This window comes from Streptomyces sp. NPDC058674, assembly GCF_042716505.1.
In the GTDB taxonomy this organism is placed as follows: domain Bacteria; phylum Actinomycetota; class Actinomycetes; order Streptomycetales; family Streptomycetaceae; genus Streptomyces.
Genome location: NZ_JBHXSC010000009.1, coordinates 17,105 through 38,592, shown reverse-complemented (window position 1 = coordinate 38,592; position 21,488 = coordinate 17,105). Strand labels below are relative to the sequence as shown.

The window sequence follows — 21,488 nt, the reverse complement described above, 5'->3', positions numbered from 1 at the left end:
CCCTCCTCCCCCTCTGACTCGTTACGTTGCGTAATGGTTCCGCCGCGCTCCGGAACTCACCTGGGAGGGTGACCGGGTTATTCACAATGGGGTCTCTGTCCACAGTTTTCCGGCAAGATCCACATTCCTTTTCCAATGGCTGCACCGTGATTACTGCCGCGAACTCCGCGGCGAACGGATGTGCAGCAGGAAGGGGGCGGAGATCGTGGCGCGATCGACGTCGTGTGAAGTGCGGGAAACGGTGGTCCGCGGGCGGCGGACCGGTGTCGGCGCAAGGGTCGGTGCCGGGAGCGGCGCCGGGGTCGCGGACGGGCCCGGGGCCTCGGCCGGACCGCGGGCTTCGACCGGACCGGGGGCCTCGACAGAACCGCGGGCCGTGACCGGACCTGCGGCCGGGCCCGCCGGGGGGCGGCCCCTGATCATCACCGAGGATCCCCGGCTGCTCGACGACCTGTTGCGGCTGTGCGCCGCCGCGGGGGCCGACCCGCATGTGCACCACGCGGTGCCCGAGCGAAGCGACGGGACTGCGGGGGCTGCCCGGGAGGGTGATGCGGAGGGCGGCTCAAGCCGGCCGAGGGGCGGCAGTGTCGGCTGGGATTCCGCGCCTCTGGTCCTGGTCGGGGATGACGCGGCCCGACGGGTGCGCGGAGCGCCGCGCAGGGACGGGGTGTTTCTCGTCGGCCGGGACCTGGACGATCCCCTCGTCTGGCAGCGGGCGGTCGAGATCGGCGCCGAGGAGGTCCTGCGGCTCCCCGAGGCCGAGAGCAGTCTCGTCGACCGCATCGCCGATGTGGTGGAGGGAGCGGGGCGGCCCGCCCTCGCCGTGGGCGTGATCGGAGGCAGCGGCGGCGCCGGAGCCTCGACCCTCGCCTGTGCGCTGGCCGTTCGGGCCGCCCGCGCCGGGGAGCGGACCATCCTCATCGACGGCGACCCGCTGGGCGGGGGCATGGACGTCCTGCTCGGGGGCGAGGGCGCGCAAGGACTGCGCTGGCCCGACTTCGCGAAGTCGCGGGGGCGGGTCGGGGCCGGAGCGCTGGAGGAGTCCCTGCCCGAACTGCACGCCCTCCGGGTGCTCAGCTGGGACCGCGGCGACCGGGTGGTGGTGCCGCCCGCCGCGATGCGCTCGGTGGTTGCCGCCGCCCGCCGCAGGGGCGGGGTGGTCGTGGTCGATCTGCCCCGCCGGGTGGACGAGGCCGTCGCCGAGGTGCTGGCCCAGTTGGACCTGGTGCTGATGGTGGTGCCGTGCGAGCTGCGGGCGGTGGCGGCCGCGGGCCGGGTGGCGGCCGGGGTGCGGATGGCGGCCCGGGACGTGCGCGTCGTCGTGCGGGGCCGTTCACCGGCCGGCCTCGACCCGGAGGCCGTGGCCGGGCTGTTGGGGGCGCCGCTGGCCGGCGAGGTGCCGGTCGAGGTGGGGCTCCCCGGGCGGGTGGCCGAGGGGGAACCGCCGGGGGCGCAGGGGCGGAGCGCCCTGGCCCGCTTCTGTGATGGCTTCTGGCAGCGGGCGCTCGGCCCGGCCCAGGGGGTGCCGGCATGAGCGCCGTACTGCTGGACGCGGTGCGCCGGCAGCTCGCCGAAAGTGGGGCGGAGCCGACCCCGGCCAGGGTGGCGGCGGCCCTGCGGGCCCAGGGACGGCTGCTGGGCGACGCGGAAGTGCTCGGTGTGGCGGCGGAGTTGCGGTCCGAGATGGTCGGCGCGGGCCCGCTGGAGGCGCTGCTCGCCGACCCCGAGGTGACCGACGTCCTGGTGGCGGCTCCCGACCGGGTGTGGGTGGACCGGGGCGGCGGGCTGGAGCTGACCGGGGTGACCTTCAGCGGCGCCGACGCCGTGCGCAGGCTCGCCCAGCGGCTGGCCGCCGTGGCGGGTCGCCGCCTGGACGACGCGCGGCCCTGGGTGGACGCCCGGATGCCGGACGGCACCCGGCTGCATGCCGTTCTGCCCCCGGTGGCGGTCGGCTCGGCCTGTCTCTCCCTGCGGGTGGTGCGGCCGCGGGCCTTCACCCTGGAGGAACTGGTCGCGGCGGGCACGTTGCCGCCCGGCGGGCAGCGGCTGCTCCGGGACATGGTCGAGGCCCGGCTGTCGTTCCTCGTCTCCGGGGGGACGGGCACCGGGAAGACCACCTTGCTCAGCGCCCTGCTGGGCTTGGTCGGTCCGGGTGAGCGGATCGTCCTCGCCGAGGATTCGGCCGAGCTGCGCCCCGACCATCCGCACGTGGTGCGGTTGGAGACGCGGCCCGCCAACCAGGAGGGCGCCGGGCTGGTGACCCTGGCGGATCTCGTCCGGCAGGCGCTGCGGATGAGGCCCGACCGGCTGGTGGTCGGCGAGGTCCGGGGCGCCGAGGTGGCCGACCTCCTGGCTGCCTTGAACACGGGGCACGAGGGAGGCTGCGGCACGGTCCACGCCAATGCCGCCGCCCACGTCCCGGCCCGGCTGGAGGCACTCGGCACGGTCGCCGGGCTCGACCGGGCCTCCCTGCACAGCCAGTTGGCGGCGGCGCTGACGCTGGTGGTCCATCTGGTCCGGGACCGCGAAGGGCGCCGCCGGGTGGCCGAGGTGCACGTGTTGGAGCGGGATGCCGCCGGGCTCGTGGTCACCGTGCCGGCATTGCGCTGGGGCGCGCGCGGCTTCGTACGGGAGCGGGGCTGGGAGCGGCTGCGCCCGCTGCTGCGGAGTGCCAGGTGAGCGCCGGGGCGGCGCTGTCGGCGCCGGTGTTCGCGGGGGTGTTGTGTGCCGGGGCCGCCGCCTGGGTGCTGGCCGGAGGCGAGCGGGTCTCCCGGCGGGCCCGGCTGGTGCTGGCGGGGGCCGGGGCTGGGGCGGTGGCTGTACGGGGTCCGGCGCGCCGGGAGCGGCTGCTGATCGCCGTACGGGTGCGGGCGGCCCGCTGGCGGGAGTGGGCCTGCCTGGTCGCGGGGCTGCTGGTGGCGGTCGCCGGCGGCTCGGTGATCCCGCTGGTGGCCGGTGCGGGCGCGGTGCCGCTGGTCCGGCGGTGGCTGCGGGTCCGGGCGCGGGAGCGCGCCCGGGCGGCGCGCGCCGCCGAGGTGGTGGAGCTGTGCGGTGCGGCGGTGGCTGAGCTGCGGGCCGGTGCCCAGCCCGGGCAGGCGCTCACCGCGGCGATGCGGCGGACGGCTGCGGGGCCCGGAGGTCCTGGCGCGGCCGAGGCGGGGGTGTTGGCCGCCGCGGCGTTCGGCGGGGACGTGCCGGGGGCGCTGCGCCTCGCGGCTCGCGAGCCGGGCGCGGAGGGGCTCGCCGGGATGGCGGCCTGCTGGCGGGTGTCCGTGGACGGGGGCGCCGGCCTGGCCGCCGGACTGGACCGGCTGGAGGGGGCCCTGAGGGCCGAGCGGGACCGGCAGGAGTCGCTGCGGGCCCAGTTGGCGGGGGCCAGGTCGACGGCCGTGGTGCTCGCGCTGCTGCCGCTGGTGGGGCTGCTGATCGGGACCGGGCTGGGGGCGAATCCGCTCCGCGTGCTGCTGCACACCCCGATGGGGTGGGGCTGCCTGCTCGCGGGCGGGGTGCTGGAAGGGCTGGGGCTGCTGTGGTGCAGGCGCATCGTGCGGATGGGGGAGCGATGAGGGGCGGCTTCGAGGCGCACGGGCCGGGGACGGTGCTGTGCCTCGCGGTGGCGGTCGTGTGCGTGGTGTCCGCGATGGCGGCGCGGATCCGCGGGCGCCGGGCGCGGCGGCGTGTGTCGGCCCTGCTGGGGGAGGAACCGGCCCCCTGGGGACGGGCTTCGGGCTCCAGGCTGCGGGAGGTGACCGCTGGGTGGGCGGCTCCGGCCGGGGCGGCATTGGCGGGCTGGGTGCTGGCCGGTGGAGTGGTGGGCCTGCTGATGGGAGGGGCGGCCGCGCTCGGGGTGTGGCGCTGGCAGGCGAGGGCGCGCCCCCCGGCCGGTGTCGATCGGCGGGAGGTCGAGCGTCAGTTGCCGCTGGCAGCCGACTTGTTGGCGGCGTGCCTGGCGGCCGGGGCGGCGCCGGTGGAGGCGGCCGAGGTGGTGGGGGAGGCGCTGGGCGGCCCGGTGGGCGAGGGGCTGGCGCGAGCCGGGGCGGAACTGCGGCTCGGCGGCGAACCGAGCTCCGCGTGGGGGAGGTTGGCGGAGATACCGGGCGCCCGGGGGCTCGCGGAATGCCTGGAGCGAGCGGGTCGGACGGGGGCGCCCGCGGCGGAGCCGGTGTCCCGCCTCGCGTCGGCCCTGCGGGAGGACCGGGCGCGGCAGGTGGGCGCGAAGGCGCAGCGGGCGGCGGTTCTGGTCACCGCGCCGGTGGGGTTGTGTTTTCTCCCTGCATTCCTCGCGATCGGGGTCGCACCGGTGGTGATCGGAATGGCCTCCGGTCTCCTCTCCCACACCTGAAGACACATGGGCCACATAAGTCGACAACGGAAACGACAACGGAAAAACGGGAGTTGCCATGAGGATCATCTGGTTTCGTGTGCGGGCCGCGCTGAGCGGTCGCGGAGGCGACGAGGGAATGTCCACTTCGGAATACGCCATGGGCACGATCGCGGCCTGTGCGTTCGCCGCCGTTCTGTACAAGGTGGTGACGAGCGAAGTGGTCTCCACGGCCCTTCAGTCGACCATCGGGAAGGCACTCGATGTGCCGTTCTGAGGAAATCTCCGGGGAAAACCGAGGAAGGGGTGACCTGGGCTATGTGACGGCGGAGGCAGCCCTGGTGATCCCGGCTCTGGTGCTGTTCGCGGCGCTGCTGGTGTGGGCGCTGATGGCGGCGGCCGCGCAGATCCGCTGTGTGGACGCGGCCCGGGCCGGAGCCAGGGCGGCGGCCCGGTCGGAGCCGGCGGAGGTGGCGGTGGCGGCGGCGCGGGCCGCCGCCCCGCCGGGGGCGGAGGTGGAGCTTGAGCGGGCCGGAGACCTGTGGCGGGTCCGGGTGGTGGCGCCGGCGCCGGGGCCGGCGCGCCTGCCGGTACGGCTCGGCGCCCGGGCGGTGGCGTTGGCGGAGGACAGCGTGGGGCCGCCGCCGTGAGCCGGGACCGGGGGTCGGCCACGGTGTGGGCGGCCCTGGTGGCGACGGTGCTGGGCGCCGTGTTCGGGGGAGTGCTGCTGCTGGGGCAGGCCGTCGTGGCCCGCCACCGGGCAGCGGCGGCCGCGGACCTGGCGGCGCTCGCCGCGGCGGCGACCTGGGCCCACGGGCCGGAATCGGCCTGCGCGGCTGCCCTGCGGGTGGCTCGGGCCCAGGAGGCGGCGCTGGACTCCTGCCGGGTCCTGGGGGAGGTGGCCGAGGTGGCGGCCCATCCGGTGACGGGCCCCTTCGCCCCGAGCATCCGGGCCCGGGCGGGTCCGCCCGCCGAATCGCCTTCGCCGGCCGAGCCGGCCTCACCCGCCGGCTCGTCGCCCCCGACGCGGGACTCGGACCGTCCGGAGGACCGGTCTCCGCGAGCCTCTCCCGCCGACCGGGCGGACCCCGCCGACACGCTCGGGTGACTCCGTCGACCGGCCCGGGCAGGCCGGGCCCGGCCCGTCCGCCGGATCGGCTGACAGGTCCGGGCCCCGCCCCGGGCCCGGCCGCAGGCTCCACCGTCCCTCCGGGAGGCGGCCCAGGGCTCGAGGGCCCGCCGCGGGGCTCCTCTCGAGGCGGGGGCGGCCGGGGCCGCGCCTCGGGGACTGCGGGTCGCGGTGGATGCCTGCGGGGCCTCCCGGCAGCCCGCAGGGCCGCGGTGGGCCGTCCTGGGGATGGCTAGGACAGGGAGGGGCCGGGGGGCTGGGTGATCGGGGGCTCCGCCAAGAGGCGGGTGAGGAGGCGGATGGCGCCGCGTTTGTGGAGGGGGTCGTTGCCGTTGCCGCACTTGGGCGACTGGATGCAGGACGGGCATCCGGACTCGCACTCGCAGGCGGCGATCGCGTCGCGGGTCGCGGTCAGCCAGGCGCGGGCCGTGTGGAAGGCCCGCTCGGCGAATCCGGCGCCGCCGGGATGGCCGTCGTAGACGAAGACCGTGGGGAGGAGGGTGTCGGGATGCAGCGGCACGGAGACGCCGCCGATGTCCCAGCGGTCGCAGGTGGCGAAGAGCGGCAGCAGGCCGATCGAAGCGTGCTCGGCGGCGTGCAGTGCGCCGCCGAGGATCTCCGGGTGGATCCGGGCCTCGTCGAGCTGGTCCTCCGTGACCGTCCACCAGACGGCCCGGGTGCGCAGGGTGCGGGGCGGCAGGTCGAGCTTGGCCTCGCCCAGTACCTCGCCGGTGATCAGCTTGCGGCGCAGGTAGGAGACGACCTGGTTGGTGACCTCGACTGAGCCGTAGCAGAGCCGGGCCGCGCCCCACGGGATCTCGGTCTCGGTCTCCAGGACGGAGATGGAGGTGGTGTCCCGGGCGGTGGTGGAGTAGGGCGGATCGGCTTCCTCGACCAGGGCGGCTGAGCCCTCCAGGTCGAGGTGTTCGACCAGGTAGGTGCGGCCCTGGTGGAGGTGGACGGCGCCCTCGTGGACGGCCGAGTGCGCGGCCGACTCGTCGACCGTGCCGAGCAGCCGCCCTGTCGACGCCTCGACGATCTGCACCGGGCGGCCGCCGCCGCCCCGGATGTCGGTCAGGTCGCAGGCCCGTTCCCGGCGGGTCCAGTGCCAGGCCGTGGCCCGGCGGCGCAGCAGCTTCGCCGCTTCGAGCTGGGGGAGGAGCTCGCGGCTCGCCGGGCCGAAGAGTTCCAGGTCCGCCTCGGTCAGGGGCAGCTCGGAGGCCGCCGCGCACAGGTGGGGGGCGAGGACGTACGGGTTGTCCGGGTCCAGGACGGTGGCCTCCACCGGTCGGCGGAAGAGCGCCTCCGGGTGGTGGACGAGATAGGTGTCGAGCGGGTCGTCCCGGGCGATCAGCACCGCCAGGGCGCCCTGGCCCGAGCGGCCGGCCCGGCCGGCCTGCTGCCACAGGGAGGCCCGGGTGCCGGGGTAGCCGGTGATCAGGACGGCATCCAGGCCCGAGACGTCCACGCCCAGCTCCAGGGCGGTCGTGGCCGCCAGGCCGAGCAGCTCGCCGGAGTGCAGGGCCCGCTCCAGGGCCCGGCGCTCCTCCGGCAGGTATCCGCCGCGGTAGGCGGCGACCCGCCGAACCAGCGAGCGGTCCACCTCGGCGAGGCGCTCCTGGGCGATCACGGCGATCAGCTCCGCGCCGCGCCGGGAGCGGACGAAGGCGACGGTACGGACGCCCTGCACCACCAGGTCGGTCAGCAGGTCGGCCGTCTCGGCGGTGGCCGTGCGGCGTACGGGCGCGCCCCTCTCGCCCCGCAGCTCGCTGAGCAGCGGGGGTTCCCAGAGGGCGAAGACCAGCTCGCCGCGCGGGGAGGCGTCGTCGGTGATCTCGATCACGCGTTTTCCGGTCAGCCGGGAGGCCGCCCCGGCCGGATCGCCCGCCGTCGCGGAGGCCAGCAGGAAGACGGGGTCGGAGCCGTAGCGGGCGCACAGCCTGCGCAGTCGGCGCAGTACCTGGGCCACGTGCGAGCCGAATACGCCGCGGTAGGTGTGGCACTCGTCGATCACCACGTAGCGCAGGGCCCGCAGGAAGGAGGACCAGCGGGCGTGGGCGGGCAGGATTCCGCGGTGCAGCATGTCGGGATTGGTGAGGACGTAGTTGGCGTACTGCCGCACCCATTCGCGCTCCTCGACGGGGGTGTCCCCGTCGTAGGCGGCGGGGCGGACGGCGGTGCCGAGGGGCGCGGCGAGCTCGCGTACGGCACGCCGCTGATCGGCCGCCAGGGCCTTGGTGGGGGCCAGGTACAGGGCGGTGGCGCCCCTGCCGTTGGGGGCTTCGGCGCCGTCTGCGAGGGCGGAGAGCACGGGCGCCAGGTAGGCCAGCGACTTGCCCGAGGCGGTGCCGGTCGCCACGACCACGGATTCGCCGTCCAGGGCGAGCTCGGCGACCGCGGCCTGGTGTTCCCACGGGTGTTCGATACCGGCTGCCCGGATGGCCGCCACGACATCCGTTCGGATGCGATCGGGCCAGACCGCATGACGACCCGCCCGAGGGGGCAAGTGCTCCGTATGGGTGATGCGCGCAGCTCGGGAAGACCCCCGTGAGAGCCGGTCCAGGACCGTGCCGGGAGTGGGTCGTGGGTCCGCGGGTGCCGTGGGCCGACCGGGGCGGTGAGTATTGGCCATTGGAACCGAGTGTGTCACCGGCGTGCGGGACAATGGACCCAAGGCGTCGTGCGCGCCTGCCGGTAAGTGGTTGAATGCCATCGCGGCAGCCAATCCCTCGCCTACCTTCGGGTGGGGAGGCCCCTGGGGGGCGCCGCTCGATAGCAAGGTGCTGGAGGATCCGTGGACCTGTCCCTGTCGACTCGCACTGTCGGCGACCGTACGGTCGTCGAGGTCGGTGGCGAGATTGATGTGTATACCGCGCCCAAGCTGCGCGAGCAGTTGGTGGAGTTGGTGAACGACGGCAGCTACCACCTGGTAGTCGACATGGAGCGAGTGGACTTCCTCGACTCCACCGGACTCGGTGTGCTGGTGGGAGGTCTCAAGCGCGTCCGGGCGCACGAGGGTTCGCTGCGCCTGGTGTGCAACCAGGAGCGCATCCTGAAGATCTTCCGTATCACCGGTCTGACCAAGGTGTTCCCGATTCACACCTCGGTGGAAGACGCCGTCGCCGCCACCGACTGACGGCTCCCGGCGGCGAGCAGCCGGCAAGGAGTGCAGGGTACCGGGCCGTGGTCGGTCCGGTCCCCTGCCAAGTCACGCCCGTAGTCCGAGGGGGACGCGCATGGCCACCGTTGAACTGCGCTTCAGCGCCCAGCCCGAACACGTCCGGACGGCCCGCCTGGTGGCGGCCGCCGTGGCGCGCCGGGCGGGTGTGGAGGAAGCCGTCCTCGACGAGGTCCGCCTCGCCGTGGGCGAGGCCTGCTCGCGCGCCGTCGGACTGCACCGCAACAACGGGCTCACCGCGCCCGTCCGGGTCGTCCTGACCGAGGAGGAGAAGGTGTTCTCCATCGAGGTCGGCGACGAGGTCCCCGGGCCGCCCGGCGGTCCCGTCGACGCCGTGTCCGGCATCGATGCCGTCCTGGACCCCGACATCGAGGGCGAGGACGAGATGGGCCTGGCCGTGATCAGCGGGCTGGTCGACGACGTCGAGGTGACCAGTGGCGAATCGGGCGGGACCATCCGGATGAGCTGGCCCGTTTCGGGGACGGCCGGTCCGGCGTAGATCCCCGGAGGCGGTATTCCGTCGTATCGTCTGATCTTTATCGAAGGCCCTGCTGAGCAGGGCCTTTCTCATTTCCCTAGATCGACGATCAGGCGTCAATGGCTTTGTCCCATTACCACTTTCGAGGGTAATGGAGTGACGTGAGCCATTGCTGAGGGGCACGTGCAGGCCAATTCGGTTTCCTGCGCACTGTTTTGATCAGGGCGCGCTCCCTACAATCCGTCCACATCTTGAGCTCATCACGTCAAGGAGGACGAATGACGGGGCTCTTCACCCCTCTCGCGCCGGATCGCTCCGCCGATCTGGCAGCCGCAGTACTCACCGATGACAATCGGCTCATCGTGATCGTCATCGCGGCCGTGGCACTGGCCGCCCTCGTCGTCGCGCAGATCCTGGTCCGCCAGGTCCTCGCCGCCGACGAGGGAACCGACAGCATGAAGGAGATCGCCGCAGCGGTTCAGGAGGGCGCCAACGCCTACCTGGGCCGCCAGCTGCGCACCCTCGGCGTCTTCGCCGTCGTGGTGTTCTTCCTGCTCTTCCTGCTCCCCGCCGACGACTGGTCGCAGCGGTCGGGCCGCTCCGCCTTCTTCCTGGTCGGTGCGCTCTTCTCGGCCGCCACCGGCTACATCGGCATGCGGCTCGCGGTCCGGGCCAACGTCCGCGTCGCCGCGGCCGCCCGCGAGGCGACCCCCGCCGAGGGCGAGCCGGCCAAGGACCTGACCGAGGTCTCCCACAAGGCGATGAAGATCGCCTTCCGGACCGGCGGCGTCGTCGGCATGTTCACCGTCGGCCTCGGCCTCCTCGGTGCCTCGTGCGTCGTCCTGGTCTACGCCGCCGACGCCCCGAAGGTCCTGGAGGGCTTCGGTCTGGGCGCCGCCCTGATCGCCATGTTCATGCGTGTCGGCGGCGGCATCTTCACCAAGGCCGCCGACGTCGGCGCCGACCTGGTCGGCAAGGTCGAGCAGGGCATTCCGGAGGACGATCCGCGCAATGCCGCGACCATCGCCGACAACGTGGGCGACAACGTCGGAGACTGCGCCGGAATGGCCGCCGACCTCTTCGAGTCCTACGCCGTCACCCTCGTGGCCGCACTCATCCTGGGCAAGGCCGCCTTCGGCGACCTGGGCCTCGCCTTCCCGCTGATCGTCCCCGCGATCGGCGTCGTCACCGCGATGATCGGCATCTTCGCGGTCTCCCCGCGCCGCTCCGACCGCACCGGCATGACCGCCATCAACCGCGGCTTCTTCATCTCGGCCGTGATCTCCCTGGTGCTGGTCGCGATCGCCGTCTACGCCTACCTGCCGGCCACCTACAAGGAGCTCGTCGGCGTCGAGGACCCCGCGATCGTCAACCACCCCGGCGACCCGCGGGTCCTGGCCGTCATCGCGGTCGCGATCGGCATCGTCCTCGCGGCCCTGATCCAGCAGCTCACCGGCTACTTCACCGAGACCAGCCGCCGCCCCGTCCGGGACATCGGCAAGTCCTCCCTCACCGGCGCGGCCACCGTGGTCCTCGCCGGGATCTCCGTCGGCCTGGAATCCGCCGTGTACACGGCGCTCCTCATCGGCCTCGGGGTCTACGGGGCGTTCCTGCTCGGCGGCACCTCGATCATGCTGGCGCTCTTCGCGGTGGCCCTGGCCGGCACCGGCCTGCTCACCACCGTCGGCGTGATCGTCGCCATGGACACCTTCGGGCCCGTCTCCGACAACGCCCAGGGCATCGCCGAGATGTCCGGTGACGTCGAGGGCGCCGGCGCGCAGGTCCTGACCGACCTGGACGCCGTGGGCAACACCACCAAGGCCATCACCAAGGGGATCGCCATCGCCACGGCCGTGCTCGCTGCGGCCGCGCTGTTCGGCTCGTACAACGACGCGATCGCCACCGCGGTGAAGCAGGTCGGGGCCAAGGCCGGGGAGATGAACCTCAGCCTGGACATCGCCCAGCCGAACAACCTGGTCGGTCTGATCCTGGGCGCGGCCGTCGTGTTCCTGTTCTCCGGGCTCGCCATCAACGCCGTCTCCCGCTCCGCGGGGGCCGTGGTCTACGAGGTGCGCCGGCAGTTCCGCGAGCACCCCGGGATCATGGACTACACCGAGAAGCCCGAGTACGGGCGCGTCGTGGACATCTGCACGAAGGACGCGCTGCGCGAGCTCGCCACGCCCGGCCTGCTCGCCGTCCTCACCCCGATCGCCGTGGGCTTCTCCCTAGGCGTCGGCGCCCTCGGCTCGTTCCTGGCCGGCGCGATCGGCACGGGCACGCTGATGGCGGTCTTCCTCGCCAACTCCGGCGGGGCGTGGGACAACGCCAAGAAGCTGGTGGAGGACGGCCACCACGGCGGCAAGGGCAGCGAGGCGCACGCCGCCGTCGTGATCGGCGACACGGTGGGTGACCCGTTCAAGGACACCGCGGGCCCCGCGATCAACCCGCTGCTCAAGGTGATGAACCTGGTGGCGCTGCTGATCGCCCCCGCGATCGTGCAGTTCAGCTACGGCGACGACACCAGCCCGACCGTACGGGCGGTCGTGGCGGTCCTCGCGATCGCCGTCATCATCGGCGCGGTGTACGTCTCCAAGCGCCGGGGCATCGCGGTCGGGGACGAGACCGAGGACGGAGCCGCCAAGCGGTCGGCGCAGTCGGCCGACCCCGCGACGGTCTCCTGACCCGGGCCCGATCCGGGCAGCACGACAGCACGACGTACGACGGCATGACGTACGACGGCACGACGGTATGACGGGCGGGGCCGGCCGGGGTCGGCCCTACGCCCGAACGGCGGACGGGCGGCGCGGACTGACGCGCCGTCCGTCCGCCTTTGTGCTTCCCCGGATGGCTGGCGTGTATCTTCCGGGCCGAGAGCCTTCGAAGGGACCAATCCGGTGAACAAGAAGCTTGCGGCCGCGTTGTCGGGCGGTGCGGTGCTGATGCTCGTCCTGTCCGGCTGCGGCGGGGACGACGGCGACAAGAAGGCCGACGCCTGGGCCAAGAAGGTCTGCGACCAGTGGCAGCCCGAACTCAAGAAGATCGAGACGGCCAACGCCGAGATCAAGCGCGTGGCGACGGAGAGCAGTAAGCCAGAGGAAGTTCAGACGACCGATTCGGCGGCCTTCGGGACCATGTCCGAGTCGTACAAGACGATGGGGACGGCCCTGACGGAGGCGGGAGTTCCGCCGGTCAAGGACGGGCAGGCGACCCAGGCCGCCGCGGTCAAGGGCTTCGAGTCGACCGCGAAGGGCTACGCCGACCTGAAGGCCCAGATGGACGCCCTGGACGCCAAGGACCAGACGAAGTTCGCCGAGGGCCTCAAGACCCTGGCGGGCGGCCTGGAGGAGGCGACCAAGGGGGGCAAGGACGCCCTCGCGCAGCTCAACGCGGGCGGTCTGGACAAGGCGATGAACGCCCAGAAGGGCTGCCAGGTCGCGGCGCCGTCCCCGTCGGCCAAGTGACGGCGTCGTGAGCCGCGGGCTCGCGCCGCCCCGCTGACGGTCCGGCGTACGGCTCCCCGAGCGGTACGCCGACAGGGCGGCCGGGGCCCCGGAGGGGGCCGCGGCCGCCCTGGCGCATGCCCGGCCGGGGGCCCGACGCGTGCCCGACCCGCCCCCGCCCCCGGCCCGCGGCCGTGCCCGGGCGGCGATCCGCTGCGGGCGTTCGCTGTGGCGGATCGCTTCGTATGGCGGCGTACGTCGACGTACGCCGCCGTTGGGCGGCGTTTGGCGGCGGCGCCCACGCCGACGTACGCGCAGCGCACGGATCGACGGCCCCAGCGGCCACAATGGGCGGGTGAGTACCACCAGCCTCCCCTCGCCCGAGCACGCCGCCGAGCTGCGCACCGCCCTGCTCGCCGCCGGCTTCACCGCCGACGGCCTGCTCGATCTGCTCGGCGCCCCCGCCTACGCCGCGCTGGCCCGCAGCGAGACGATCCCGGCCCTGCGAGCCACCCGCAGCGGCGGCGACGGCCCGCTCGCCGGCCTGGTCCGGCTGTTCCTGCTCCAGCGGTCCGTGCCGTACGCGCACGCCGCGGCCGCGCTGCCCGTCGAGGCGGCGCTCGCCGACGGCTGGCTGCGGCGCGAGGGCGAGGAGGTGTACGCCACCGTCGACGTGCGCCCGTACGGAGGCCCCGACGGCGAGGACTGGTTCATCGTCTCCGACCTGGGCTGCGCCGTCGGCGGAGCCGGCGGGATCGGCAGCCGCGAGGAGGGCGTGGTCCTCGGTGTCGGGGGCGCGTCCACCACGCTGGCCGGGATCACCGTCCGGGTCCCGGTCGGCTCCGCCCTCGACGTCGGTACCGGTTCGGGCATCCAGGCCCTGCACGCCGCCCGGCACGCGACCCGGGTCACGGCGACCGACGTCAACCCCCGGGCCCTGGAGTTCACCCGTCTGACACTGGCGCTGTCCGGTGCCCCGGAGGCGGAGCTGCTCGCCGGGTCCCTCTACGAGCCGGTCGGCGAGGCCACGTACGACCTGATCGTGTCGAATCCGCCGTTCGTGATCTCACCGGGCGCGCGCCTGATCTACCGGGACGGCGGCATGGGCGGCGACGACCTGTGCCGGACCCTGGTCCAGGAGGCCGGGGCGCGGCTGAACCCGGGCGGGTACGCGCAGTTCCTCGGCAACTGGCAGCACGTGGAGGGCGAGGACTGGCACGACCGGGTGCGTTCCTGGGTGCCGCGCGGCTGCGACGCGTGGATCGTGCAGCGCGACGTGCAGGACGTGACGCAGTACGCGGAGCTGTGGCTGCGCGACGCGGGCGACCACCGCAGCGATCCGGCCGAGTACGAGCGGCGCTACGAGGACTGGCTGGACGAGTTCGAGAAGCGCGGGACCAAGGCCGTCGGCTTCGGCTGGATCACCCTGCGCCGGTCGGACGCGCCCGAGCCCTCGATCGTGGTCGAGGAGTGGCCGCACACGGTCGAACAGCCGCTCGGCGACGCGGTCCTGGCCCACTTCGCCCGCCAGGACTACCTGCGGGAGCACGACGACGCGGCGATCCTGGAGGGGTACTTCCTGCTCGCCGCGGAGGTCGTGCAGGAGCAGGTCGGCGCGCCCGGGGCGGAGGACCCGGAGCACGTGGTGCTGCGGCAGAACCGCGGGATGCGGCGCGCCACCAAGGTCGACACCGTCGGTGCGGGCTTCGCCGGAGTGTGTGACGGCTCACTCAGCGCCGGACGCATCCTCGACGCGATCGCGCAGCTCGTCCAGGAGGACCCGGTCGTGCTGCGGGACCGCACTCCGGAGGCCATCCGGATGCTGGTCGAGCAGGGCTTCCTGGAGCCGGCGAAGGGCCCTGCGCAATAGCCGGCGCCGGGATGTAACCCCCGGTTCGCCCGCCGTACCCCCACGGCTGGCAGGCTCCTGCGCAGCGGGATCCGGGGGGATTCCGGGAGCGGCTCGGGGGTGAGGGGAACAGCATGGAAAACGGTCCGGCGATCTTCGCGGCGATCGTGTTCCTGCTGTTCGGAGCCGCTCTGCTGGTCTGGACCGGGGCGCGCGCCCTGCACGGTGCTCCGGTGGCCGAGGGCGTGCGCCCCGTCGTGGCCGTACCGGTGGCCCTGCTCGCCGGCGCGGTGTCCCTGGCGCTCGGCGCCTGGTGCCTCGCGCACCTCTGACGGGAGGGCGCCGGGCGCTGCGTACCCGGAGGCGAAACGCAGACGTCACAGGGGGTGCGGGAGCGGGGCCGGACGGCCCCCGGGGCACCCGGGCCGGTGACCGGTAACGGTCCGGCGCGGCATCCGGGCGGCAGAAACGGCACTTGTCGGGTTACCGTTCGAGTGGCCGTTGCGGGCTTGTGCCGTTTGACACGGGTGCGGGTTGTACCGTCACACTCCGCAGCGTCGCCGTACTGCGACCGTGTGCCGACCGGAGAGAAGAGCCAAGTTGTCCCCGACTAGCGAGACCGCAAAGGGCGGCCGCCGACTCGTCATCGTCGAGTCCCCTGCCAAGGCGAAGACGATCAAGGGCTACCTCGGTCCCGGATACGTCGTCGAGGCGAGCGTCGGGCACATCCGCGACCTCCCGAGCGGCGCGGCCGAGGTTCCCGACAAGTACACCGGCGAGGTCCGCCGCCTCGGCGTGGACGTCGAGCACGACTTCCAGCCGATCTACGTCGTCAACGCGGACAAGAAGGCGCAGGTCCGCAAGCTCAAGGACCTGCTGGCCGAGTCCGACGAACTCTTCCTCGCCACCGATGAGGACCGCGAGGGCGAAGCCATCGCGTGGCACCTGCAGGAAGTCCTCAAGCCCAAGGTGCCCGTCCACCGGATGGTCTTCCACGAGATCACCAAGGACGCGATCCGCGACGCCGTCGCCAACCCGCGCGAGCTCAACCAGCGCATGGTCGACGCCCAGGAGACCCGCCGCATCCTCGACCGCCTCTACGGCTACGAGGTCTCGCCGGTCCTGTGGAAGAAGGTCATGCCGAAGCTGTCGGCGGGCCGCGTGCAGTCGGTGGCCACCCGCATGGTCGTCGAGAAGGAGCGCGAGCGCATCGCCTTCCGCTCCGCCGAGTACTGGGACCTGACCGGCACCTTCTCCACCGGTCGCGCCGGTGACGCCTCCGACCCCTCGACGCTGGTCGCCCGCCTGAACACGGTCGACGGCAGGCGCGTCGCCCAGGGCCGCGACTTCGGGTCGACCGGCACGCTCAAGAGCGAGGTGCTGCACCTCGACGAGGCGAACGCCCGGGCGCTGGCCGCCGCGCTGGAGGGCGCTTCGTTCGCCGTCCGCTCGGTCGACTCCAAGCCGTACCGGCGCTCCCCCTACGCCCCGTTCCGTACGACGACGCTCCAGCAGGAGGCCTCGCGCAAGCTGGGCTTCGGTGCGAAGGCGACCATGCAGGTGGCTCAGAAGCTGTACGAGAACGGCTTCATCACCTACATGCGTACGGACTCCACGACCCTCTCCGACACCGCGGTGACGGCGGCCCGGGTGCAGGTCACGCAGCTCTACGGGGCCGACTACCTGCCGGAGAAGCCGCGCGTCTACGCGGGCAAGGTCAAGAACGCCCAGGAGGCGCACGAGGCGATCCGTCCCTCGGGTGACCGTTTCCGCACTCCGGCCGAGACGGGCCTGACCGGCGACCAGTTCCGCCTGTACGAGCTGATCTGGAAGCGGACCGTCGCCTCTCAGATGAAGGACGCGGTCGGCAACTCGGTCACCGTGAAGATCGGCGGGCGGGCCTCCGACGGCCGGGACGCGGAATTCAGCGCATCCGGCAAGACGATCACCTTCCACGGCTTCATGAAGGCGTACGTCGAGGGCGCGGACGACCCGAACGCCGAGCTCGACGACCGCGAGAAGCGGCTGCCGCAGGTCGCCGAGGGCGACGCGCTCGGCGCCGAGGAGATCACGGCGGACGGGCACTCGACCAAGCCGCCGGCCCGCTACACCGAGGCCTCGCTGGTCAAGGAGCTCGAAGAGCGCGAGATCGGCCGCCCGTCGACCTACGCCTCGATCATCGGGACCATCCTGGACCGCGGATACGTCTTCAAGAAGGGCACGGCGCTCGTGCCGTCCTTCCTGTCGTTCGCCGTGGTGAACCTCCTGGAGACGCACTTCGGGCGGCTCGTCGACTACGACTTCACGGCGAAGATGGAGGACGACCTCGACCGCATCGCGCGGGGCGAGGCCCAGTCCGTGCCGTGGCTGAAGCGCTTCTACTTCGGCGCGGAGGACGCCTCCGAGGTCGTACCGGCGGAAGGCGACCACCTCGGCGGCCTGAAGGAGCTGGTCACGGACCTGGGCGCGATCGACGCCCGGGAGATCTCCTCCTTCCCCGTCGGCGACGGGATCGTGCTGCGAGTCGGCCGCTACGGGCCGTACGTGGAGCGGGGCGAGAAGGACGCGGAGGGCCACCAGCGGGCCGACGTACCGGAGGACATGGCTCCGGACGAGCTGACCACGGAGTACGCGGAGGAGCTGTTCGCGAAGCCGAGCGGTGAATTCGAGCTCGGCAAGGACCCGGTCAGCGGGAACGAGATCGTCGCCAAGGACGGCCGCTACGGCCCGTACGTGACGGAGATCCTCCCCGAGGGCACCCCCAAGACCGGCAAGAACGCGGTCAAGCCGCGGACGGCCTCGCTCTTCCAGTCGATGAGCCTGGACACGGTCACGCTGGACGACGCGCTGAAGCTGATGTCGCTGCCGCGCGTGGTCGGCGCGGACGCGGAGGGCGTGGAGATCACGGCCCAGAACGGCCGCTACGGCCCGTACCTGAAGAAGGGCACGGACTCGCGTTCGCTGGAGACCGAGGACCAGCTCTTCTCGATCACCCTGGACGAGGCCCTGGCCATCTACGCCCAGCCGAAGCAGCGGGGCCGGGCCGCGGCCAAGCCGCCGCTGAAGGAGCTGGGCACGGACCCGGTGAGCGAGAAGCCGGTGGTGGTCAAGGACGGCCGCTTCGGGCCGTACGTGACGGACGGCGAGACGAACGCGACGCTGCGGCGGGACGACGACGTCGAGACGATCACGCCGGAGCGGGGCTACGAGCTCCTCGCGGAGAAGCGGGCCAAGGGACCGGCCAAGAAGACGGCCAAGAAGGCCCCCGCCAAGAAGGCCCCCGCCAAGAAGGCCCCGGCGAAGAAGGCCCCCGCCAAGAAGGCGGCGGCGACCAAGACCGCTGCCGCGAAGAAGACGGTGGCGGCCAAGAAGACCACGGCGAAGAAGACGGTGGCGAAGAAGGCGGCGACCGCTTCGGCGGACGACTAGCCGGCGACCGCTTCGGCGGACGACTGGCCGGCGACCGCTTCGGCGGACGGCCGGTCGGCGAATCGGCCGGGAGCGGCTGACGGCACGCACGTACGAGGGGCCCCGCGCCGTGGCGCGGGGCCCCTCGCGCCACCCCGGGAGGGGTTTCCGTACGGCCGGGGCGCGGCGGCGGCGCGGTGCGGGCGGGGTCACAGCGGGAGCTCGTCCACAGGCCTCCGCACCCGCCATGCGCAGCGGATAGGCTGGGCGGATGACGCGAGCCGAGCAGCCGACGGTCGTGACCGCCCCCGCGAACCCCACCTACGACGAAGCCCTGGCCGCGGATTCCCGCGAGCGAGCGGTGCGCGCACTGCTGCGCACCCCCAGACTGCGCCGCCTGTGGAGCGCCCAGCTGGTGAGCGGCGTCGGTGACGCCCTCGCCCTGCTGGTGCTGGTGCTGCTGGCCCTTCAGGCGGCCGTCTCCGAAGGGTCCTTCGGCGGCGGCTACCGGGGAGCGGCCCTCGCCGTCGCCGCCGTCTTCGGCGTGCGCATCCTTGCCACCCTGCTCTTCGGCGCGGTCCTGCTCGGACCGCTGGCCGGGCTCAACGCCCCCGGCGGCAAGCTCGACCGCCGCTGGACGATGATCGGCGCCGACGGGGTCCGCCTGGGGCTCTTCGTCGTCGCCCCGCTGTGGCTCGACTGGCTCCCGGACCACGCGCTCACCGCGCTGCTGGCGACCGTCTTCGTGTCCGGGGCCGCCGAGCGGCTGTGGACCCTGGCCAAGGAGAGCGCGGCCCCCGCGCTGCTGCCCGCGCCACCGCCCGAGGGGGCGACCGTACGGCCGCTCCCGGACCACCTGGACGCCCTGCGGCGGCTGACCCTGCGGACCTCCTTCGCCGCGCTGCCCGTCGCCGCCGCCGTGCTGCTCGCCGCGACCCTGGTCGGCAAGGCCCTGGGCCTGGGCATCGACTGGTTCGCCGACAACCAGGCCGCCCTCGGCTCGTACGTGGCCTCCGGCCTCTTCGCGGCCTCGGTCTCGCTGCTGCTCCCGCTGGTCCTGCCGGACACGAAGACCCCGCGCCCGCGCTCCCCGCTCGAGGGCCTGCGGGCCCCGAAGTCGGGCGACCGGCGCGACAAGGGCCGTACGGGCGCCCTCCCCCTGCTGGTGCTGGCGTGCGCGGCGGTCGCCGGAGCGGTGTCCTGCGCCGCCGCCGTGGCCGTGCTGCACGCCTTCGACCTGGGCGGCGGCCCGGCCGCGTTCGCGCTGTTCGTCCTGGCGCTGGTCGGCGGCACCGCCGTCGGCATCCGCGCCTCCCAGGCCGGCAAGGTGCTCCCGGCGCTGTCCCGGCGCCGCATGCTGGCCCTGGCCATAGCGGTGACCGGCCTCGCGCTGCTGCTGGCCGGCCTGGTGCCGGACACGACCACCGTCCTGTTCCTGTCGCTCCTCGCCGGCACCGCCGCGGGCGTGGCGGCCAACACCGGGCACACCCTGCTGGACCAGGAGACCGAGGAATTCCGCCGGGCCCGGGTCACCGAGCACCTCCAGGCGGCCGTCCGGGTGGCCGTGGCCGTCGGCGCCGTCGCCGCCCCGGCCCTGGCCGCGGCGATCGGCCCGCACCGGCTGACCGGCGGCGAGGTGGTCTTCTCCCACGGCGGAGCCGCCTTCACCCTCATGCTGGTCGGAGCCCTGCTGCTGCCGGTCGCCGTACTGGTCCTGGCCAAGGCCGACGACCGCAGCGGAGTCCCCCTGCGGCGCGACCTGCGGGAGGCGCTGCGCGGCGGCGAGCCGGTGCAGACCGCCTCCGACGCCGGATTCTTCATCGCCCTGGAGGGCGGTGACGGGGCCGGCAAGTCCACCCAGGTCGAGGCGCTGGCCGACTGGATACGGAGCAAGGGGCACGAGGTCGTCGTGACCCGTGAGCCGGGGGCCACCCCGGTCGGCAAGCGGCTCCGCTCGATCCTGCTCGACGTGTCCTCGGCCGGGCTGTCGAACCGGGCCGAGGCCCTGCTCTACGCCGCCGACCGGGCGGAGCACGTGGACACCGTGGTGCGGCCCGCCCTGGAGCGCGGCGCGGTCGTCATCACGGACCGCTACATCGACTCCTCGGTGGCCTACCAGGGCGCTGGCCGCGACCTGTCCCCGACCGAGATCGCCCGGATCTCCCGCTGGGCCACCAGCGGGCTCGTACCGAACCTGACCGTGCTGCTCGACGTCTCGCCGGAGGCGGCGCGGGAGCGCTTCACGGAGGCGCCGGACCGGCTGGAGTCGGAGCCGGCGGAGTTCCACCAGCGGGTGCGGTCCGGGTTCCTCACGCTGGCCGCTGCCGATCCCGGGCGGTACCTGGTGGTGGACGCGGGTCAGGACCCGGACTCGGTGACCACCGTCGTACGCCACCGTCTGGACCGGATGCTGCCGCTGTCCGAGGCCGAGGTGGCCGCCCAGGCTGAGGCGCGGCGCCTCGCCGAGGAGGAGGCCCGGCGCAGGGCCGAGGCCGAGGCCGCGCGCAAGGCGGAGGAGGAGCGGCTGCGGGCGGAGGAGGAGGCCCGCACGGCACGCGAGGCCGAGGCCGCCCGGATCAAGGCGGAAGCCGAGGCCGCCCGGCTGGCGGAGGAGGCCCGGCTGCGCGCCGAGGAGGAGGCCCGCGCCCGGGCCGAGGCCGAGCGGCTGCGCGTGGAGGCCGAGGAGAGGGCCCGCGCGGCGGAGGCGGAGCGGCTCCGGCTGCAGGCGGCGGAGGAGGCCCGGCTGCGGGCCGAGGCCGATGAGCGGCGACGGGAGAAGCAGCGACGCGCCGAGGAGGCGCTGCTGAAGGCGGAGGAGGCGCGTCGCCTGGCGGCGGCCGCGGCGGCCGAGCAGGCGGCGCAGGCGGCAGCCGCCGCGGCGGCGTCGGCGGCTGCGTCCGCGGCGGCCCGGCCCGCACCGGCCCAGCCCGCGGCCGCGCCGCCGGCTGCGGCTCCGCCCGCTACGGCTCGGCCGGCCGCCGATCCGCGCACTGCGCGGACGGAGTCGCGGCACCCGGACGACGCGGTGACGGTGGAGACGCCCCTGGTGAAGCGGGTCGTCCGGCCGGACGACGTCACCCAGACGGTCCCGGTCCCCAAGGTGAACCCGAACGCCGATGAGACGGCGGTGCTGCCTCCGGTCCGCGCGATCGACGAGACGGCGGTGCTGCCTCCGGTCCGCGCGACCGACGAGACGGCCGTGCTGCCGCCCGTACTTCCGGCTGATGCGCCGTCGGACCGGGACGGGCAGCCGGCCCGGGACGGCAGCACGGGCCAAGGCGGCCAGGCCCGCCGGGACGGTCAGGCCGGCCAAGGCGGTCAGGCCGGCCAAGACGGCCGGGACCCCCGTGGCGGCGGCCCGCAGGCCGCGGCCTCCGGACCGGCCCGGTCCGCGTCGCGCCCGACGGCGCAGCGTCCGCCCGAGAACCCGGCCGACCGGGTGCCGCCCGGCATCTTCCGGGACTCGGACAACGACCGCACGCGTGAGCTCCCGGTCGTCGGCGAGGAGGCCGGTCCGCGCCGACGGCGCTCGGACTGGGCCGAGGAGACCCCCCTGGACGACCTGCCGTCGCTGGCGGACGAACTGCTGGGACGCCGCCGGGACGCCGGGGACGACGAGGACGAGGGGCGGGGCCCGCGGCGCAGCCGCTGACCGGCTGCCGGGCGGGAATGTCGGTGGCGCGCG

16 protein-coding genes are annotated in these 21,488 nt (G+C 74.0%); 15 read left to right on the top strand and 1 reads right to left on the bottom strand.

Annotation, left to right across the window (positions count from 1 at the left end):
* Window positions 1-376 precede the first annotated feature (376 nt).
* From ssd to ACFWU6_RS07290, 7 genes are all read left to right on the top strand, one after another.
* Window positions 377-1,534: a septum site-determining protein Ssd gene (ssd, locus tag ACFWU6_RS07320; RefSeq protein ID WP_383979142.1), complete on the top strand. Its 1,158-nt coding sequence runs from the start codon at window positions 377-379 to the stop codon at window positions 1,532-1,534.
* A complete protein-coding gene (locus tag ACFWU6_RS07315) occupies window positions 1,531-2,679 on the top strand; it encodes a TadA family conjugal transfer-associated ATPase (RefSeq protein WP_383806030.1) in 1,149 nt (382 codons plus the stop codon). Before ssd ends, ACFWU6_RS07315 begins: the two co-directional genes overlap by 4 nt.
* Window positions 2,676-3,566, top strand: a complete 891-nt coding sequence (locus ACFWU6_RS07310; protein WP_383979140.1) for a type II secretion system F family protein — start codon at window positions 2,676-2,678, stop codon at window positions 3,564-3,566. Before ACFWU6_RS07315 ends, ACFWU6_RS07310 begins: the two co-directional genes overlap by 4 nt.
* Before the next feature lie 179 nt (window positions 3,567-3,745).
* Entirely contained in the window at window positions 3,746-4,342 is a 597-nt protein-coding gene (locus tag ACFWU6_RS07305; protein WP_383979138.1) for a type II secretion system F family protein, read from the top strand.
* Window positions 4,343-4,400: 58 nt separating this feature from the next.
* Entirely contained in the window at window positions 4,401-4,598 is a 198-nt protein-coding gene (locus tag ACFWU6_RS07300; RefSeq protein WP_383806036.1) for a DUF4244 domain-containing protein, read from the top strand.
* Window positions 4,585-4,971 carry a TadE family type IV pilus minor pilin gene (locus tag ACFWU6_RS07295; RefSeq protein ID WP_383979134.1) on the top strand — a complete coding sequence of 129 codons (387 nt, stop codon included), beginning with the start codon at window positions 4,585-4,587 and terminating at the stop codon, window positions 4,969-4,971. Before ACFWU6_RS07300 ends, ACFWU6_RS07295 begins: the two co-directional genes overlap by 14 nt.
* Window positions 4,968-5,429, top strand: a complete 462-nt coding sequence (locus ACFWU6_RS07290; protein ID WP_383806040.1) for an Rv3654c family TadE-like protein — start codon at window positions 4,968-4,970, stop codon at window positions 5,427-5,429. The genes ACFWU6_RS07295 and ACFWU6_RS07290 overlap by 4 nt, the downstream gene beginning before the upstream one ends.
* Window positions 5,430-5,682: 253 nt before the next feature.
* Here the strand turns inward: ACFWU6_RS07290 and ACFWU6_RS07285 are convergent, their stop codons facing one another.
* Window positions 5,683-8,163, bottom strand: a complete 2,481-nt coding sequence (locus tag ACFWU6_RS07285) for a DEAD/DEAH box helicase (RefSeq protein WP_383979131.1) — start codon at window positions 8,161-8,163, stop codon at window positions 5,683-5,685.
* Between the two features lie 81 nt (window positions 8,164-8,244).
* On the opposite strand from ACFWU6_RS07285, the gene bldG reads away from it, so the two are divergent.
* The 8 genes from bldG to tmk all read left to right on the top strand — a co-directional run bounded on the left by bldG (window position 8,245) and on the right by tmk (window position 21,455).
* The gene (gene bldG, locus ACFWU6_RS07280) at window positions 8,245-8,586 is read left to right on the top strand and encodes an anti-sigma factor antagonist BldG (protein ID WP_365110777.1); all 342 of its coding nucleotides are present in this window, start codon (window positions 8,245-8,247) and stop codon (window positions 8,584-8,586) included.
* 100 nt (window positions 8,587-8,686) lie between these two features.
* A complete protein-coding gene (locus tag ACFWU6_RS07275; protein ID WP_383806044.1) occupies window positions 8,687-9,127 on the top strand; it encodes an ATP-binding protein in 441 nt (146 codons plus the stop codon).
* A gap of 257 nt (window positions 9,128-9,384) precedes the next feature.
* Window positions 9,385-11,787 (top strand): sodium-translocating pyrophosphatase, encoded by a 2,403-nt coding sequence (locus ACFWU6_RS07270; RefSeq protein WP_383979128.1) that lies wholly within the window; start codon window positions 9,385-9,387, stop codon window positions 11,785-11,787.
* 213 nt (window positions 11,788-12,000) lie between these two features.
* Entirely contained in the window at window positions 12,001-12,567 is a 567-nt protein-coding gene (locus ACFWU6_RS07265; RefSeq protein ID WP_383806048.1) for a small secreted protein, read from the top strand.
* 334 nt (window positions 12,568-12,901) lie between these two features.
* Window positions 12,902-14,416 (top strand): methyltransferase, encoded by a 1,515-nt coding sequence (locus tag ACFWU6_RS07260; protein ID WP_383979125.1) that lies wholly within the window; start codon window positions 12,902-12,904, stop codon window positions 14,414-14,416.
* Between the two features lie 113 nt (window positions 14,417-14,529).
* Window positions 14,530-14,727 (top strand): hypothetical protein, encoded by a 198-nt coding sequence (locus tag ACFWU6_RS07255; protein WP_383806052.1) that lies wholly within the window; start codon window positions 14,530-14,532, stop codon window positions 14,725-14,727.
* A gap of 268 nt (window positions 14,728-14,995) precedes the next feature.
* On the top strand, window positions 14,996-17,824 hold the full coding sequence (gene topA, locus ACFWU6_RS07250; protein WP_383979122.1) for a type I DNA topoisomerase: 2,829 nt from the start codon (window positions 14,996-14,998) through the stop codon (window positions 17,822-17,824).
* A gap of 250 nt (window positions 17,825-18,074) precedes the next feature.
* Window positions 18,075-21,455, top strand: coding sequence for a dTMP kinase (tmk, locus tag ACFWU6_RS07245; RefSeq protein ID WP_383979119.1), 3,381 nt, complete (start codon window positions 18,075-18,077; stop codon window positions 21,453-21,455).
* Window positions 21,456-21,488 lie beyond the last annotated feature (33 nt).